A 15,886-nucleotide genomic window follows, 5' to 3' on the forward strand; every position below is an offset into this window, starting at 1 on the left:
CATGGAAGTCGAACTACTCGAAGCCACAGACGATCCTGAACGTCTCATCTGCAAAGGTGCGCGCAACGACTACATGGAAGCCTACGTCGGAGATCTCTCGTTCGAGGAAATTATGGACACGGTTGAGGGCGAGACGACTGCGGACAAGATGGAAACCCTCATCGGCCACCTGCTCGACCACGGCCACTTCGGCCCGTTCGAGCATCCACAGGCCACCTTCGCAGTGAAGGGGATCAGTCGCTCCTGTATGGCCCAGATCACCCGACACCGGCACGTGTCTTTCGACGTTCGATCCATGCGCTACGTCTCGTTCGACGACGTGGACCCCGACGACGTGCGCGCGGGGGAGATGGTCGTCACTCCGCCGTCGGCGACCGATCCCGACTGGGTCGGGCGCAACCAGCAGAGCGGCGCGGTGGGCGAGGAGACGGCAGAGAAGCGCGAGGAAGTCTTCCAGGAGGCCGTCGCCGACGCCGTCGAGTCCTATCAGGAACTGCTCGACCTGGGGATGCCGCCCGAGGACGCCCGGTTCGTCCTGCCCATCGGGACCGAGGTCAACATGGTCATGTCGATGAACGTCCGGATGCTCATGCACGTGGCGGACATGCGAGCGGCGGCGGATGCCCAGTGGGAAATTCGGGAACTGACCGAGCGCGTCCTCGACCTGGCCTCGGAGTGGTGTCCGATCACCTTCGAGTACTACGAGGAGCACATGAAAAACCGGAAGAATCGGCTGGCACCCTGAGTACGAACGGCGACCACTCGCAGCCGGCTAATCACCGGACACCGGCGGGTCACCCGACCTGTCGACACCGGCGAAGTTGGGTCAGACACAGTGTTTTTATAGAGTCCGGGGGTTCTTTCTCTCACTAGATGTCTCGTCCGCTCTCGCTCGCTCTCGTCTGTCTCCTGCTTGCCGGGGGAGTCCTCGGACAGGGCGTGGTCGCTGCTACTCCAGGGGGCAGTGGGGCCGCCCCTGTCGACGGCGCTGGGACACAGCCCGACAGCGGGCAGTCCCTCGCGACACCACAGCAGTTCGAGTCGACGCGGTTCGTCGTCACGGTGTACGCGAACGGCTCCGCACGGTGGACGTTCAAGCACTTCACCGGCGGCCCCCTGAACGACAGCGAACGCGCACAGTTCCGCGAGTACGCCGAGCGGTTCCGCACGGCGGAGACCGACCTCTGGACGAACTTCCAGAATAGCGCACAGGGGCTGACCGCCGCCGGCAGTGACGCGACCGGCCGGAACATGACCGCCACGAAGTTCACCCGGACGGCCGGGCTGAACCCACAGGGCAACAGCGGCGTCGTCGAGATGTCGTTCCTGTGGACGAACTTCGCGCAGGTGGCCGGCGACAGCGTGACCGTCGGCGACGTGTTCCAGGGCGAGTTCTACGTCGGGGAGAGTCAGCAACTCGTCTTCCGGGCCGGTCCCGACCTCTCTTTGCTGACGGACCGGACCGCCCCCGAACCGGACAGCACGACCGGTGGTGGGACGCCCTCACTCAGCTGGGCCGGCCCGCAGTCGTTCGCCGACGACAACCCACAAGTCGTGTTCACGACCGGCGATCCCAGCGCACTCGGTAACGGCGGCGGTGTGGCAACGACCACGGCCAACCCCGATCAGGTCTCGAACGACGGCGGCGGACTCCTCCCCATGGTCCTCGTCGGCGTGCTGGTCGTCGCCGTCGGTGCCGGCGCGGGCATCGCCTGGCGGACGGGGATGTTCGGGTCGACGGCGACCGAGAGCGACGACGCGGACGGCCCGGCCGCCGGTGCCACGGCGGAGACCGAACCGGAGCAACAGACCGCGGCCGAACCGGAGGAGGAGCCACCGATCCCCGACGAGGAGGTGCTGACCGACGAGGATCGGGTGCTCTCGCTGCTCGAGGACAACGGTGGACGGATGAAACAGGCCAACATCGTCGACGAGACCGGGTGGTCGAAGTCGAAGGTCAGTATGCTCCTCTCGGACATGGAAGACGACGAGCACATCAGCAAGTTGCGGGTCGGCCGCGAGAACATTATCAGCCTCAAAGGCCACGAACCGGACGCCGCCGGGTCGCCGTTCGACGACGAGTGATCGGAGCCGGCGGCAAGCCCCCGCGGGGCACGCGCGCTACCCGAACTCGTACTCGCCGTCGTCGGCGGCGTCGTACTGCACGCGCAGTTCTAGCTCCGGGAGCGTGATCTGGTTGATCACGAGGTACGTCGCGTGGATCTCGGGGTCGGTGAGTTCGATGCCGGGGTTCTCACCGCCGACGAGGTCCACCGTCTTCCCTTCGACCGGTTCAGGTGGGGCCGTGATCTGGAACGTCTCGGCCGGGTCGCGGAGTCGGTTCCCTGGATTGCCAGCCCGTTGAACGTTGTTTCGCTCGCGTTCAGTCCCGGCGACTGGATGCGTGTCTGGTCGGTCTCGGCGGTCCCGTCGGACTCGACCAGGATCCGGACGGTGCCGTCGAGGGTGTCGACGGACACGTCACCGAGGTCGATGGTCTTGACGAGTCGCAGTCCCTCGATGCGGTTGGCCTGGAGTTCGATGATCGCCTGCGGGGCGTTGGATCCCTGATCGCGTTCGACCACGTCCGGATAGAGGACCAGGTCGTCGCCCTCGATGCTGTCGGCCTCGACGGTGAACCCACCGATGCCGGCGGCTGGGACGGCCAGTCCCGTCCCGGTACTCAAAGAGAGCAGGCCGACGACCGCGACCACGCCCAGCGAGACACCCGCACTCTTTGCCAGTAGTGATTTGTCGTGCATACTGTTCCCTTTCGTGGTTGCCTCGTCGGCCACGCGGCGTCACAGACTCCACTGCCCCGCCGAGAGTCGCGCCGCTCGACGGTGCCGGTTCCGCCCCCGGGAGTCGCCGACCCCCCTACTGGCCGATCCTCACTCGGCCGTCCCACGCCACAACCACCTGTATCTCTACGTGCGTGTCCAGTGTGAGAATTTTCGCGGGAAACCAGCCGACCAGTCGGCACTTAGCGACGAACTAGGTCCCGACACGGGCCGGAGGCATCCACCCCGTTACCGGCAATTGTCCCGTTCGCTTCGGTTGTCCGTTCGATCATGACTACGATCCGGTGTAGCCGGCAGGGATTTGGCATGCGAACCTGCCCATCGAACGGCGCTGTACCGCGAAGTTCCGGGAGCGACGGGCGGTTGGTACGCCAGCCCACGGTGGTCCGAAAACGGAACTGTTAAACACAACTCGCGGTTACCGTGGAGTAGACGCGCCGAGGGCGTGCGGGACGCCCGAAGCCGGTGCGCTCCGATGGTGTAGTCCGGCCAATCATATTGCCCTCTCACGGCAATGACCAGGGTTCGAATCCCTGTCGGAGCATTTTGCTGCGAACCAACCGTGAGCAGCAACTGCGACTCATCAGCGGTTTGAGCCCAGGAAGTCGCAGCGCGAACGAAGTGAGCGACCGTCTTCCTTCGGTTCAAATCCCTGTCGGAGCATTTTGCTGCGAACCAACCGTGAGCAGCAACTGCGACTCATCAGCGGTTTGAGCCCAGGAAGTCGCAGCGCGAACGAAGTGAGCGACCGTCTTCCTTCGGTTCAAATCCCTGTCGGAGCACTTCTGCGACGAACGAAGGTAAGGAGCGAGTGCTCCAGAAAGGGATTTGAGGTAGAGAAAACGCAACCCGTGAGTGAAACGAACGGGTCCGTTTTCGCGTGGTTCGAATCCCTGTCGGAGTAGTACAGAAGTACAAGGCGAAAGCCCACGGCTTACTGGTTCTGAGTGTCGTGCACCGGGTGCACGGAAATCTCGAGTTCTCAGAGGGCGCTCGTCAAAAGCGGTATCTGCCGAATCAGCAACTACTGTTCAGGGGTGGGAAGAGGTCAAGATTCGTCGAGGACGACGGGGACGCCGGCCTCGGCCACGTCGGCGGCGAAGGTCCGTGCGTCGGCTTCGAGATTCGAGAACGTGTTGTAGTGGATCGGCAGGACGAGCGTGGGCTCGATCTCCGCGGCGAGGGCTGCGGCCTCGTGCTGGTCCATCGTCCGGCCACTCCCACCGATCGGCGGGCACAACAGCATGACCTCCAGGGTCCGATGTCCAGGGAGCACGTCGGTGTCGCCCGGCCAGAAGACGCTCCGCCCGTCGAGTTCTACCAGGAAGCCACAGCCGAAACCCTCTGGGTGATACGGAGTCCCGTCCGGGTGGATGTGAGGGCCTTCAGGTCGGTTGTACGCCGGCGTCGTCCAGATGTCCGCCCCAGTCACCGAGAGGGTATCTTTCATCCCGACCTCCCTGATCTCGTAGGGGAGGTCGTGGATCGCTCGGAGGTCGTGATCGACATCCAGCCCCGCGATACTCTCGAACGCGACCACGGTTGCATCCTCGGTGGCGACGCGCTCGATCCCGTCCGGATCGTAGTGATGGACATGCGAGACACAGACGACATCGCCGTCCTGTTTCCGATAGTCCTGACTCGGGGGGTGACCGATGCCATCGGCGTGGGGTTCCCACTGACCGCTGAGGACGCCGTGTCGACCCGGGTCCACGTAGACGACCGTCTCGCCGTCGGTCATCCTGAGTGTGGCGTATCCGAGCCAGTCGACCGTGAGGCCCGCGAGTCGAACCGTCATCGTGCCACAGTACGACAGCGGGGGCATAAAACACGCCGATCGAGGAGACACAGCGAAGACCCCGTCCCGTTCGGGCCACCGGACCTGCAGGCCTTCGCGAACGCGTTTCCCTGCAGTGAGTCGGAGCCATGCGCAGAGCGGTCGTCTGGCTCCTCACACTGGGTCTAGCTTCGGGACCTCGTCGGCGAGTCGGTCACGTAGCGCCGCAGCTTCGTCCTCGTCGTAGTCGGTGTGGTACTCCTTGGTGATCCCTTCGGACGTGAGCTGGGAGTGTCTATCTGGCGTCACGTCGTGGTTCGCCAGACAGTTTTTCGCGCATTCGAGGGGGCAGCCGTCGATGGCGACGACAGGGCGGTCGCTTTTCGCGGTTTCGACGAGCGGAGCCACGTCGCCGCCGACGCCGGCGATACAGGACATCTCGGCGAGGCGTTCCCTGTCGAGCCGGACGGCGAGGTCGTTGTCCAGCTGTGCGGCGCTGGAACACCCGGAACAGGCGTCCGCCAGCGGCAGGTCGTCGTAGTCGTCGGACATGATCGACGCTCCGTTAGACAGGGCGATAAGCGGTGTCCCGAACAGGTCGGGGTCGGGCGGCGACGGGACCACTCAATCGGTCGTCGACGCGCCCTCGAAGCGACTGGCCGGCAAGAGGAGTTCGTTGACGCCGGGGAGGTACTTGACGTTGAAGACGATCTTCGCCTCGTCGGAGACGGGTGAACTGATACAGGAGAGGCGGATGCCGCGGTCGAGCATCTCCTGTGGGAGGATGTGGCTGGTCGGGGTCGGCATCTCACCCTCGACGACGGCGACGGCGCAGTTCGTGCAGGCACCGCCCCGACAGGCGAAGGGCCAGGCGTGGCCGTCGTCTTCGGCGGCTTCGAGCAGCGACTGGTTGTCCTCGACCCGCAACTCGCCGTAGTCGTCGTCGTCGAGGGGCGCACCGGCGGCCTTCTCGAAGAGATCCTCGTCGGTGAGTTCCCAGCCGTGGTCGCCGAGGACTTCGTAGTTGAGGTACTCGACGCGGGTCCCCTCCGGTTCGCGTGTCCTGTCGTCGGCGCTCGAATCCGACTGGCCGGGCTGTCGAGGACTGGGCTCGGACTGCTCGTCGGGCTCCCATCCGTTCTCGATCTTCTCGTAGGCTTCCTTGACGCGCTGGAACTCGCGCGCGGACCCGCCGCGGTCGGGGTGGGCTTCCTTCACCCGCCGACGGTACGCGTCGCGGATCGCCGCGTCGTCGGCGTCAGGATCGATCCCGAGAACGTCGAATGGGGAGTCCACGCCTTCCCTACGGCTCTGTCGTATAAATCCCCTCCTTCCGCAACAAGTTATTCCGGGTGAGGAACGTGGACACGACACATGGAGCGAGGGTTGCCGAGCCTCGGGACGGACCGGAATCCACAACGAATAGGTGAAACGACGCCGGTCGAACGCATATGAGCGAGTCCGAAGACAGCGAGTTCGCGTCGGAACTGGAAACGGCGCTGATCGAGGAGTTCGACGCCGACGAGGAGACGGCTGCGGCCGCGGCGGAGAAGGCCGCGGCCTTCCGCGAGGAGTACCGCGAGGACCTCACGGTCGCGGAGGTGACCGACCGACTGGCCGACGGCAGCTACGACTCCTTCGAGCACCGGTTCGATTACACGGTGGGCAACCTCGCCGCCGCCGTCGAGGACTGCACCGACTCGCGAGAGTTCCGGCTCGCCGGGTTCGGCGACCTCGCGGCCGACCCCGAGCAGGGGGCCTGACCGACTGGAGCGACAGCGTGTGGCCGCTCAGAGCGGCCAGCGACCGTCGTCGCGGTCGTGGAACCGCTCCCGGGTGTCGTCGGGGAGCGTGTAGGTTCCGTCGTCGTCTTTCTCGATGGCACCCGCGCGGGTCAGGTGGTCGAGGTGGGCAGACGCCTCGCCGGGCCCGTGGAGGACGTGGATGTTCTCCAGGTCGCCGAACAGTTCGTCGCTGACTTTCCAGGCGCTCGCGGGACCGAGGTCGTCGAGCGCTCGGAGGACCCGATACGCGCGTTCCTCGTGGTGGTGAACGATTTCCTCGGCGCGAGCCGTGGGGTCGTCGATGGGGTCGCGGTGGCCGGGCCAGGCGCGGTCGAAATCCGCGTCGGCGATTCTGCCGAGCGCGTCGAGGTATCGTTCGAGCGGGCGGTCGACGCGCACGTCCGCACCGCCGACGTTGGGCGTGTAGACGGGGAGGACGGCGTCGCCGGTGAACACCTCGTTGCGGTCGGTCATGACGAAGGAACTGAGGCCGGCGGTGTGGCCGGGGGTGTGCATCACTTCGAGCGTGGTCTCGCCCACGTCGAAGCGGTCGCCGTCGGCGAAGGTTTCGACCTCGCTCCCGGCCGCGTGGTGGTCGACGCCGGTCTGCATGACAGTCAACAGCGCCTCCTGTCGGTTCTCGGGCATCCCCCACTCGTCGAAGGCGCGGCGCTGCTGATCGCGGAAGTCGTCCCAGGCCTCGTCGTCGCCCTCGATCAGGGGCGCGTCCTCGGGGTGGGCGTGGACGGTGGCACCGCCAGCGTCCTGGATTTCGGCGGCGAGGCCGGCGTGGTCGGCGTGGTAGTGCGTGAGAAAGATGTCGTCCACGTCGGCGAACGAGACGCCGTACTCGGCCAGGCTGTCGGCGAGTTGCTCGCGGGTCCCCTCGGTCGCGATGCCGGTGTCGATCAGCGTCGTCCGGTCGCCAGTGAACAGATAGGTGTCGTTCTCGCCCTCGAAGTACGTGTTTCCGAGTGTGATCCGTTCCATCGAACGCTCGTACAGGTCGAACCATCATAAAACGGACGTGCCCGGAAATCCGCTCCGATTCACCATACTGCGCGGTGATAGCCGCTGTTTGGCCTACTTCGTCGGTCGCCGAGGAAGTTAACGGCGTTTTCTCCGCCCGGAACTTATTTTTCCAATGGTAACGATGGGCCGGTATGTCGTTCCGGCTGACAGCGGAGCAACGCGCCGTCCGGGAGGCGGTCAGGGAGTTCGGCGAGGCCGAGATCCGCCCAGTCGCGCGCGAGTACGAGTCCGAGGAGCGGTATCCGGGCGGCCTGCTCGAAGCGGCCGCCGAGTTGGACTTCGTCGCACCGAACGTCCCCGAGGAGTACGGAGGCGCGGGGATGGACCCCGTCAGCGAACTCCTCGTGACCGAGGAGTTGTGGCGGGCCGACCCCGGCATCGGTGGGTCCATCTCGGCCGCCCGCTTCGGGACCGAGATGCTCCTGGAGTACGGCGACGACTGGATGAAAGAGCAGTGGCTCCCGCGGATTACGGCCGGCGAGACACCCATCTGTACGGGCATCTCCGAGCCGGCCCACGGGAGCAACGTCGCGGGGATAGAGACCACCGCGGAGAGGGACGGCGACGAATGGGTCGTCGACGGCCAGAAGATGTGGATCACGAACGGCACCGTCGCCGACGTGGCCATCATCATGGCCCGGACGGGCGGCGAGGGCCACGGCGGCATCTCCGCGCTGTTGACGCCGACCGACGTGGACGGCTACGAGGCAACCCGCATCGACAACAAACTGGGCATCCGCGCCCAGGACACCGCCGAGATCGTGCTGGACGACCTGCGCATCCCCGAGGAGAACGTCGTCGGCGAGGTCGACCGGGGCTTCCACCAGCTCATGGAGTTTTTCGCCCCGGCGCGGGCCGACGTGGCCGCACAGGCCACCGGCGTCGCGCAGGCGGCGCTCGACGCCGCCCTCGACTACGCCGACGAGCGCGAGCAGTTCGGCCAGCCCATCGGGGAGTTCCAGGCCATCGAGCACAAACTCGCCGAGATGGCCACGAACGTCGAGGCGGCCCGGTCGATGGCCTACCGCGCCGGCGCGGCCATCGACTCGGGCGACGACGCGCTGGCGACGAAACTCGCCAGCATGGCGAAGCTGTTCGCCTCCGAGCGAGCCGTCGACGTGACCGACGAGGCCATCCAGGTCCACGGCGGCGCGGGCTACGTCACCGATCACCCGGTCGAGCGGTTCTACCGGGACGCCCGCATCACCAAGATCTACGACGGCACCAGTGAGATTCAGAAGAATATCATCGCAGATCACCTCTAACGACACACGCTATGTCCGAGACACGCTACACACACGACGAGTGGTCCAGCGAGCAAAGCGACGCGGCCGTCACCGTCGACGGCCACGAGTTGTCGGTCGCGTTCTTCGATTCGGCCGACGAGGGCGAGGCCGACACCGCGAACGACGACCCGCCGATCCTCTTCCTGCACGGCATCCCGACGTGGTCGTACCTCTGGCGGGACGTGGCCCCGGCGGTCGCCGAGGCCACGGATCGCCGGGTGATCGTCCCCGACATGCTCGGCTACGGCAACTCGGCGATGCACGACGGGTTCGACCGCTCGGTCCGCGCCCAGGAGTCGATGCTCCGGGACCTGCTGGACGAACTCGAAATCGACGAGTTCGCACTGGTCGCCCACGACATCGGCGGCGGCGCGGCGGTCCGGTACGCCGCCCACCGACCCGACGAGGTGACCGACCTGGTGATGGCCAACGCCGTCTGTTACGACTCCTGGCCCGTCGAGTTCATTTCGAACCTCGGCCTGCCGGACACGGCAGAGCAAGACGCCGAGGAGTTTCAGGCGATGCTCGACGGGGCCTTCCGGCAGGGCCTCTACGGCGACGACGTCGACGAGACGTTCGTCGAGGGGATCGCCGCGCCGTGGACGACCGAGACCGGGCAGGTGTCGCTGTCCCGGAACGCGGTCGCGACCAACACCAACCACACGACCGAGATCGATTACGACGAGATCGAGGCCGACCTGCTCTGCCTCTGGGGCGCTCAGGACGTGATGCAACCCCTCGAGTACGGGAAGCGGTTGGCAGAGGATGTCGGGGGCGAGGTGATCGAACTCGACGCCTACCACTGGGTCGTCGAGGACCGCCCCGAGCGGTTCGCCGAGGAAGTGTCGCAGTTTGTGTCCAAGTGAAAAGGGTAAAATGAACGTACAAACCACCACTCAAACGATGGAGGGAGACGCGTGAGCGGAGAACGAGACGCACCGGACTGGGAGTTCAAAGAACGGGACGTACTGATACTGCGCGAGCTATCACGGGACCCACAGCTGTCCTCGCGGGACCTCGCGCGCATCCTCGAAACGGAACACGACATCGAGGTGTCCCACGTCACGGTCAGCGAGTCGATCCGCGGGATGCGCGAGGAAGGCGTCTTCCGCGAGGCGATCATCCCGAACGAGGAGTACTTCATCTTCGGGATGTTCGAGTTCAAGATCAACCCCGAGCACTTCGAGGAGGGGTGGCGCGACGCCATGGAGTACATCCGGGACTCGCCGAACACGCTGATGTACTTCCTCTCGGACGGCGAGTACCAGTGGAAGTCGGTGATGATGTTCCCCGACCGCGAGACCGAGTCCAAGTGGATCCACGACTTCTACAAGGAACACGGCGAGGTCGTCGACAACCTCCGCAACTCCGTCGTCCACAACGTCCTCAAGTTCCGGACCGATCCGGAGATCCTGGAGACGCTCCACGAAGAGGACTGAGAAACGGTCCGCTCTTCCGCTCAGGTCACCAGCGAGAGCATCTCACAGGACAACACGGTGTCGTCGTCCTGGGTGACCACGTCGATGTCGTACCGGACCACGCCGGTCGCGACCGGGTGCTCCCGTTCTTCTTTGTCGAGGACTTCGATCTCGACGTGGATCGTGTCGCCGATGAACGTCGGCCCGACGAACCGCACTTTGTCGATGCCGTAGAACGCGACGACGGCCTCTTTCTCTCGCTCCGACCGGGACTGCCAGAGCAGGCCCGTCGCGATGGAGAACACGAGCATGCCGTGAGCGATGCGCTCGCCGAACTGCGACTCGCCCATCGTCTCCGCGTCGGTGTGGAGGTGGTTGAAGTCGCCGCTGACACCCGCGAAGTTGACCACGTCCGCCTCCGTGACCGTCCGGGCCTGTGTCTCGCGCTGTTCGCCGATCTCGACCGTCTCGAAGTAGCTCTCTGTCATAGTGAACTGTCCGTGAAGAGTCGGTAGGTCGTCGCACCGATGGCGACCACCTTTCGGTCGCCCTCGTCGGTCTCACCGGTGACGGTGACGCGGGTGACGCCGGTCGACGTGCCCGAGCGGATGACCTCCGCCTCGACCTCGATGTCCGAGGTCGCCGGTCGGACGTACTTCACGTCCAGATCCGTCGTCGCGAGCGTCGTCTCCATCGGATCGTCCATCGTGGTCCGGAGTGCGAACGCGCTACACGTGTCGATCAGCGTGGCGGTCACGCCGCCGTGGATGGTGCCCGTCACCCAGTTCGTGAGTTTCTCCTGGTAGGGCAGGTGCATGACCGCGCGGCCCGCCTCCAGGTCCTCGACCGTGATGTTCAGCCACGAGAGGTAGCCGTGGTTCTCCAGGACGTAGGCGGCCACCTCCGCGCTTGGGGCGTCCGGGTCGATGTCGACCGGGCTCTCCGGGCCGTCGTCACCGTTCTCGCCCATCTATTTGCCCTCGAACTCGGGGTCGCGATCCTCGGCGAACGCCGAGGTGCCTTCCAGCACGTCCTCGGTACTCAGGAGCAGGCCGAAGCTCTGGCTCTCCATGGTCAGCGCCGCCTCCAGACTCGCGTCCTCGCCCCGGTTCATGACTTTCTTGGCGTAGTCGAGCGCGACCGGCGGCCCCTCGACGATGTCGTCGACGAACTCGCCACACACGTCGTCGAACTCCTCGGGTTCGACCGCACGGTTGATGAGGCCCCAGTTCTCGGCCTTCTCGGCGGAGATGCGCTCCCCGCGGAAGACGAGTTCCTTGGCGCGTGCCTCGCCGATCATGCGCATCGTGCGCTGGGTGCCGCCGCCGCCGGGCAGGAGGCCGAGGTTGATTTCGGGGAAGCCGAACTCCGACTCGGTGGTAGCGACCCGGAGGTCACAGGCCAGCGCGAGTTCGTGGCCGCCGCCGAGACAGAAGCCGTCGATCTTGGCGATGGTCGGCTTGGGGAAGTCGTTGACCGTCTCGAACATCGAGGTGATGGTGCCCCGCTCCCACGGTTTCGCGCCGGCGAAGCCGCCGATGTCCGCGCCGGCACAGAACGCGCGGTCACCTGCGCCCTCGAAGGTCGCGACGCGAACCTCGTCGAGGTCGGCGTTGTTCAGGACGTGTTCGATCTCGTCCATCAGGTCCTCGTTCAGGGCGTTCATCCGCTCGGGCCGGTCGAGTTCGATGGCCAGCACCTCGTCCTCGCGGAGGACGTTCAGGGTGCGGTACTCGCGGTCACCGCCGTCGTCGCCGTACTCGTAGAAGCCCTGCCCGGCGTCCTCGCCAGTGTGGCCGTTGTTGACGAGTTCGACGAGGTAGTCGGCGGGTTCGTACCGGCCGGCCTCGGTCTGTTCGTACAGGTCTTCGAGTTTCTCCAGCACCCGGTCCAGTCCGATCTTGTCCGCGCGGCGGCAGGGACCTTCGGGGAAGCCCGCGCCCAGACGCATCCCGGTATCGATGGCGTCGGGGGTTGCCACGTCGTTGCCGATGAGCTTGGCGGCCTCGTTGACCATCCGGGCCTCGATGCGGAGCCAGTCGAAGTCCTCGGACACGTCCTCGTGGCCGTAGTCGGCCCCGTCGCCGTCCTCGTAGTCGTAGTAGCCCTTGCCCGTCTTCTGGCCGAGTTCGTCGGCCTCGACCTTCTCCTCGACGATGGGCGGCACCGGCTTGCCCGCTTCCTTCCGGACGTGATAACCGATGTCGATCCCAGTCAAATCGCCCAGCTCGAACGGCCCCATCGGGTAGCCGCGTTCGTGAACCATCGTGGCGTCGGCCTCGCGGATGGTGGCCTCGTCGGCGCTGACCATCCAGCCGGCCTCGTCGCCGAACGGACCCAGCACCGAGTTGACGACGAAGCCGTTCACGTCTTTCCGGACGTATATCGGCGTCTTGTCGATGGACTCGACGAAGTCGTAGGTCGTCTCGGCCGTCTCGTCCGTGGTTTCCTCGCCGTAGATGACCTCGACGAGATCCATCTTCACCGGCGGATTGAAGAAGTGCATCCCGACGACCTTGTCGGGTTTGTCCGTGGCCGTCGCGATCTCCGTGATCGACAGGGAGGAGGTGTTCGAGGCGAGGATGGCGTCCTCGGGCGTGAATTCGCTGAGGTCGCCGTAGATGTCTTTCTTGAGGTCCATCTGCTCGGGCGCGGCCTCGATCACGAGGTCCACGTCCTCGACGGCGGTCTCCAGATCGACTTCAGTGTCGATCCGGGCCATCACGTCGTCGGGGTCCTCATCGACGATGCCCTTCTCGGAGAGCTTCTCGAGGCTCCACTCGATATCCTCGTAGCCCTCGTCGACGATCTCCTGTTCGATGTCACGCATCACCACGTCGTAGCCGGCGATGGCGACGACTTCTGTGATACCGTGACCCATGTTCCCGGCGCCGAGTACTGCGACTCGCTCGATGTCGTCGACTGACATGCGGGGTAGCTGTACCCCCACCAGTATAACTCCACCGGAGCGGTGGAACACTGTTAAACTTATTTAGATGTATCTCGTCAGTCGTAAAGTAGAGAGGGGTGAGCAGGTGATCGTGTTAAGACCTGCCTGGTACACCGGGTACGGGTTGCAACCCAGCGATGCCTTCCAACGTTTCGTATATATGCTTTTCGTCTTCCATCGGAAGGGATTACTACCAGGCCTTCGTGGAGCGTTAATGGTATGTACTGGCAACGCAGCATCGATCCGGTCGCCGCGAGGTGGTCGAGATGGTCGTGATCGACGGTCACGGCGGGTACGTTCCGCTGTACCGCGTCGACAGGAGCGAAGTGGCCGCCCAGCACGGCGGCCGGGGCCGCGGCGAGAGCGCCGTGCCGGCCCGCGACGAGAACCACGTCACGATGGCCTGTGAGGCCGCCGACAACGCGCTGGCCCGCGCCGGCGTGGCCGGCGAGGACCTCGGTGCCGTCGTCACCGCGAGCGTGAGCGACCCGTTCGCGGAACACGGAATCGCGGCCCACGTCGCCTCCCGGTTCGGTGCCACCGGCGACGTACGGACGACGGACCTGCGCGGGAGCCGCCGCGCGGCCACCGACGCGCTCGCGGCGGCCCGCGAGTTCGTCGCCGCGAACGACGCGCCAGCCCTCGTAGTGGGCGTCGACGTGCTCCCCGCCGACCCGGACAGCGACGACGTGGCCGAGGCCGGCGCGGGCGCGGGTGCAATCGTCCTCCACCGCGATGCCGACCAGCCCGCCGCCGAACTCGTCGGCGTCGCGCAGGAGACGACCGGCTTCGTCGAACACCACCGCCGGCACGGCGAGGCCGCCGAGACGGGCGACGCCAAGTTCGAGGGGCGGCACGGCGTCGGCGAGGCCGCACCCGCGGCCACCGAGCGCGCACTCGACGGCGCGACTCCCACAAAGGCAGTCGCCGCCGCGCCGAGCGACCGACTCTCCGGGGCCGCACTCGGTGGTGTCGACGCCGAACAGGTCTCGACACGGGATCAGGTCGGCGATGCCGGTGCGGCCGCCGCACTGCTCGACCTGGCGCACCTGCTGGAGACCGCAGTGACCGGTGAGACCGCGCTCGTCGTCGCGTACGGCGCGGGCGGTGCCGGCGCGGTCGCACTGGAGACCACCGACGGCGTCGGGACCGCCGACGCGAAGTCGGTCGCCACCTACCTGGACGCCAGCGAGGAGACGACCTACGCCAAACACCTGGAGTACCGCGAACCCGTCGACTACGAGGGGGTGAAGACGCCATGAGCGGCCCCCGGTACGACCGGAGCAAGCGCCAGGACCAGCACCTGATCGGCTTCGAGTGTCAGGCCTGTGGCTGGGTCTCGTTCCCCGAGGAGAAACGAACCTGCAAGCGCTGCGGGGACGCCCCAGCCGAGATGGCGGAGGTACAGCTGGCGGAGCGCGGCGAGATCCAGACGTTCGTCGTCCAGCAGTACCTCCCCGACGACATCGAGACGCCCCAGCCCGTGGCCATCGTCGACCTGCCCCAGGAGGGCGAGGGCGAACCGGCGCGGGCCTACGGCCTGCTGACCGAGACCGATCTGGAAGAGATCGACGTGGGCACCGAAGTCGTCGCACGCTTCCGTGAACTGTTCAGCGACGGCGAGCGGCCGATCAACTCGTTCAAATTCAGCGTTCCGCGGGAGGAGAAAGCATGACGGATCCACACGTCGTCGGCGCGGGGATGATCGACTTCGGCGAACTGTACGAGCAGAGCTTCGACGACCTGCTCGAATCGGCGTACCTTTCGCTCATCGAGAACGTCGACAAGGGCGTCGACCCGAGCGACATCGACGCCGCCTGGTACGGCACCATCGACATCGCCAACGAGGGCTCGTCCGGATCGGCCGTCGCCCACGCTACCGGCCTGTTCGAGACCCCCATCACGCGCGTCGAGAACGCCTGTGCCACCGGGAGCGACGCCTTCCGGAACGCGGCACAGGCCGTGAAGGCGGGCGACGCCGAGGTGGCGCTGGTCATCGGCGCGGAGAAGATGACCGACTCCACCGAGGGGCTGATCGCCAGCGCCGCCCTCGAACGGCTCTGGCGCGGCCGCGGCGTCACCATGCCCGCGTACTTCGGGATGCGCGCGACCCGCCACCTCGAGGAGTACGAGACCACCCGCGAGCAGATCGCCGAGATCAGCGTCAAGAACCACGAGAACGGGACGAAGTACCCCCACGCCCACCAGCAGTTCGAGTGTACGGTCGAAGACGTGAAGGAGTCCCCCACGGTCTCCTACCCGCTGAATCTCTACGACTGCTGTCCGGTCACCGACGGGGCCTGTGCGGTGCTGGTGACCAGCGAGGAGCGCGCGCGTGAGTTCACCGACGATCCGATCCGGGTCGCGGGCTACGGGCTCGCCAGCGACACCTTCCAGCGGGGTGCACCGGAGGCGTTGACGAACTTCCCGGCCACGCGGCAGGCCTCCAGTCAGGCCTACGAACGCGCCGGCCTCGGTCCCGACGACATCGACGTGGCCGAGGTCCACGACTGCTTCTCCATCACGGAGCTGATCACCTACGAGGACCTCGGCTTCTGCGAGGACGGCAAGGGCGGCCAGTTCGTCGACGAGGGACGCCCGCACCTCGACGGCGACAAGCCGGTCAACCCCTCGGGCGGCCTGCTCTCGAAGGGCCACCCCATCGGCGCGACGGGCGTCGCACAGATCGCGGAGATCTTCGAGCAGTTGCGCGGCGAAGCCGGTGACGTGCAGGTCGACAGTCCGGAGGTCGGCCTCCAGCACAACATCGGCATCGGCCGCAACGCGACCGGCGCAGTATCCTGCGTGAACATTTTGGAGCGGCCCTGAGACGCAGCG

Annotated in this window: 18 protein-coding genes and 1 tRNA gene; 10 read left to right on the top strand and 9 right to left on the bottom strand. The window is 66.0% G+C overall.

The features are described from left to right. Position 1: 1 nt before the first annotated feature. Complete coding sequence (gene thyX / locus MU521_RS01830; RefSeq protein WP_092686502.1) at positions 2-745, top strand: FAD-dependent thymidylate synthase; 744 nt, start codon at positions 2-4, stop codon at positions 743-745. Positions 746-873: 128 nt separating this feature from the next. After that, positions 874-2,085, top strand: coding sequence for a helix-turn-helix transcriptional regulator (locus MU521_RS01835; protein WP_092686501.1), 1,212 nt, complete (start codon positions 874-876; stop codon positions 2,083-2,085). Positions 2,086-2,121: 36 nt separating this feature from the next. On the opposite strand, the gene MU521_RS01840 is transcribed toward MU521_RS01835, so the two are convergent. Further along, positions 2,122-2,274: a hypothetical protein gene (locus tag MU521_RS01840; RefSeq protein ID WP_175452724.1), complete on the bottom strand. Its 153-nt coding sequence runs from the start codon at positions 2,272-2,274 to the stop codon at positions 2,122-2,124. After that, positions 2,202-2,762, bottom strand: a complete 561-nt coding sequence (locus tag MU521_RS01845) for a hypothetical protein (protein ID WP_139171015.1) — start codon at positions 2,760-2,762, stop codon at positions 2,202-2,204. The genes MU521_RS01840 and MU521_RS01845 overlap by 73 nt, the downstream gene beginning before the upstream one ends. A 508-nt stretch (positions 2,763-3,270) precedes the next feature. Here MU521_RS01845 and MU521_RS01850 point away from each other — a divergent pair. Next, positions 3,271-3,345: transfer RNA gene (locus tag MU521_RS01850), tRNA-Glu, on the top strand. Between the two features lie 504 nt (positions 3,346-3,849). On the opposite strand, the gene MU521_RS01855 is transcribed toward MU521_RS01850, so the two are convergent. The 3 genes from MU521_RS01855 to fer form a co-directional block, all read right to left on the bottom strand. Continuing rightward, on the bottom strand, positions 3,850-4,599 hold the full coding sequence (locus MU521_RS01855) for an MBL fold metallo-hydrolase (protein WP_092686499.1): 750 nt from the start codon (positions 4,597-4,599) through the stop codon (positions 3,850-3,852). A 153-nt stretch (positions 4,600-4,752) separates the two neighbouring features. Beyond that, positions 4,753-5,130, bottom strand: coding sequence for a putative zinc-binding protein (locus tag MU521_RS01860; RefSeq protein WP_092686498.1), 378 nt, complete (start codon positions 5,128-5,130; stop codon positions 4,753-4,755). Positions 5,131-5,202: 72 nt separating this feature from the next. Beyond that, positions 5,203-5,874, bottom strand: coding sequence for a ferredoxin Fer (gene fer / locus MU521_RS01865; protein WP_092686497.1), 672 nt, complete (start codon positions 5,872-5,874; stop codon positions 5,203-5,205). Positions 5,875-6,029: 155 nt separating this feature from the next. On the opposite strand from fer, the gene MU521_RS01870 reads away from it, so the two are divergent. Then, entirely contained in the window at positions 6,030-6,341 is a 312-nt protein-coding gene (locus tag MU521_RS01870; protein ID WP_245681115.1) for a hypothetical protein, read from the top strand. A 27-nt stretch (positions 6,342-6,368) separates the two neighbouring features. Here the strand turns inward: MU521_RS01870 and MU521_RS01875 are convergent, their stop codons facing one another. After that, entirely contained in the window at positions 6,369-7,352 is a 984-nt protein-coding gene (locus MU521_RS01875) for an MBL fold metallo-hydrolase (protein ID WP_092686496.1), read from the bottom strand. A 173-nt stretch (positions 7,353-7,525) separates the two neighbouring features. Here MU521_RS01875 and MU521_RS01880 point away from each other — a divergent pair, with 173 nt between their 5' ends. The 3 genes from MU521_RS01880 to MU521_RS01890 are packed head-to-tail and all read left to right on the top strand — an operon-like array spanning position 7,526 to position 10,119. Then, entirely contained in the window at positions 7,526-8,659 is a 1,134-nt protein-coding gene (locus MU521_RS01880) for an acyl-CoA dehydrogenase family protein (protein WP_092686495.1), read from the top strand. Positions 8,660-8,670: 11 nt separating this feature from the next. Further along, complete coding sequence (locus tag MU521_RS01885) at positions 8,671-9,546, top strand: alpha/beta fold hydrolase (protein WP_092686494.1); 876 nt, start codon at positions 8,671-8,673, stop codon at positions 9,544-9,546. A 51-nt stretch (positions 9,547-9,597) separates the two neighbouring features. After that, complete coding sequence (locus MU521_RS01890) at positions 9,598-10,119, top strand: Lrp/AsnC family transcriptional regulator (protein WP_092686493.1); 522 nt, start codon at positions 9,598-9,600, stop codon at positions 10,117-10,119. Between the two features lie 20 nt (positions 10,120-10,139). Here MU521_RS01890 and MU521_RS01895 read toward each other — a convergent pair whose 3' ends face one another. From MU521_RS01895 to MU521_RS01905, 3 genes are read right to left on the bottom strand one after another with little or no spacing between them, the layout of a single operon-like run. Further along, complete coding sequence (locus tag MU521_RS01895; RefSeq protein WP_092686492.1) at positions 10,140-10,586, bottom strand: MaoC/PaaZ C-terminal domain-containing protein; 447 nt, start codon at positions 10,584-10,586, stop codon at positions 10,140-10,142. Continuing rightward, positions 10,583-11,068: a PaaI family thioesterase gene (locus tag MU521_RS01900; RefSeq protein WP_092686491.1), complete on the bottom strand. Its 486-nt coding sequence runs from the start codon at positions 11,066-11,068 to the stop codon at positions 10,583-10,585. The genes MU521_RS01895 and MU521_RS01900 overlap by 4 nt, the downstream gene beginning before the upstream one ends. Further along, complete coding sequence (locus MU521_RS01905) at positions 11,069-13,027, bottom strand: 3-hydroxyacyl-CoA dehydrogenase/enoyl-CoA hydratase family protein (RefSeq protein WP_092686490.1); 1,959 nt, start codon at positions 13,025-13,027, stop codon at positions 11,069-11,071. Positions 13,028-13,314: 287 nt separating this feature from the next. On the opposite strand from MU521_RS01905, the gene MU521_RS01910 reads away from it, so the two are divergent. The 3 genes from MU521_RS01910 to MU521_RS01920 are packed head-to-tail and all read left to right on the top strand — an operon-like array spanning position 13,315 to position 15,877. Then, positions 13,315-14,310 (top strand): hypothetical protein, encoded by a 996-nt coding sequence (locus MU521_RS01910; protein WP_139171014.1) that lies wholly within the window; start codon positions 13,315-13,317, stop codon positions 14,308-14,310. Then, positions 14,307-14,723: a Zn-ribbon domain-containing OB-fold protein gene (locus MU521_RS01915; RefSeq protein WP_092686488.1), complete on the top strand. Its 417-nt coding sequence runs from the start codon at positions 14,307-14,309 to the stop codon at positions 14,721-14,723. Before MU521_RS01910 ends, MU521_RS01915 begins: the two co-directional genes overlap by 4 nt. Then, a complete protein-coding gene (locus MU521_RS01920; RefSeq protein WP_092686487.1) occupies positions 14,720-15,877 on the top strand; it encodes a thiolase family protein in 1,158 nt (385 codons plus the stop codon). Before MU521_RS01915 ends, MU521_RS01920 begins: the two co-directional genes overlap by 4 nt. Positions 15,878-15,886: the final 9 nt, after the last annotated feature.

This window comes from Halorientalis regularis (assembly GCF_023698535.1).
GTDB classification, from domain to species: domain Archaea; phylum Halobacteriota; class Halobacteria; order Halobacteriales; family Haloarculaceae; genus Halorientalis; species Halorientalis regularis.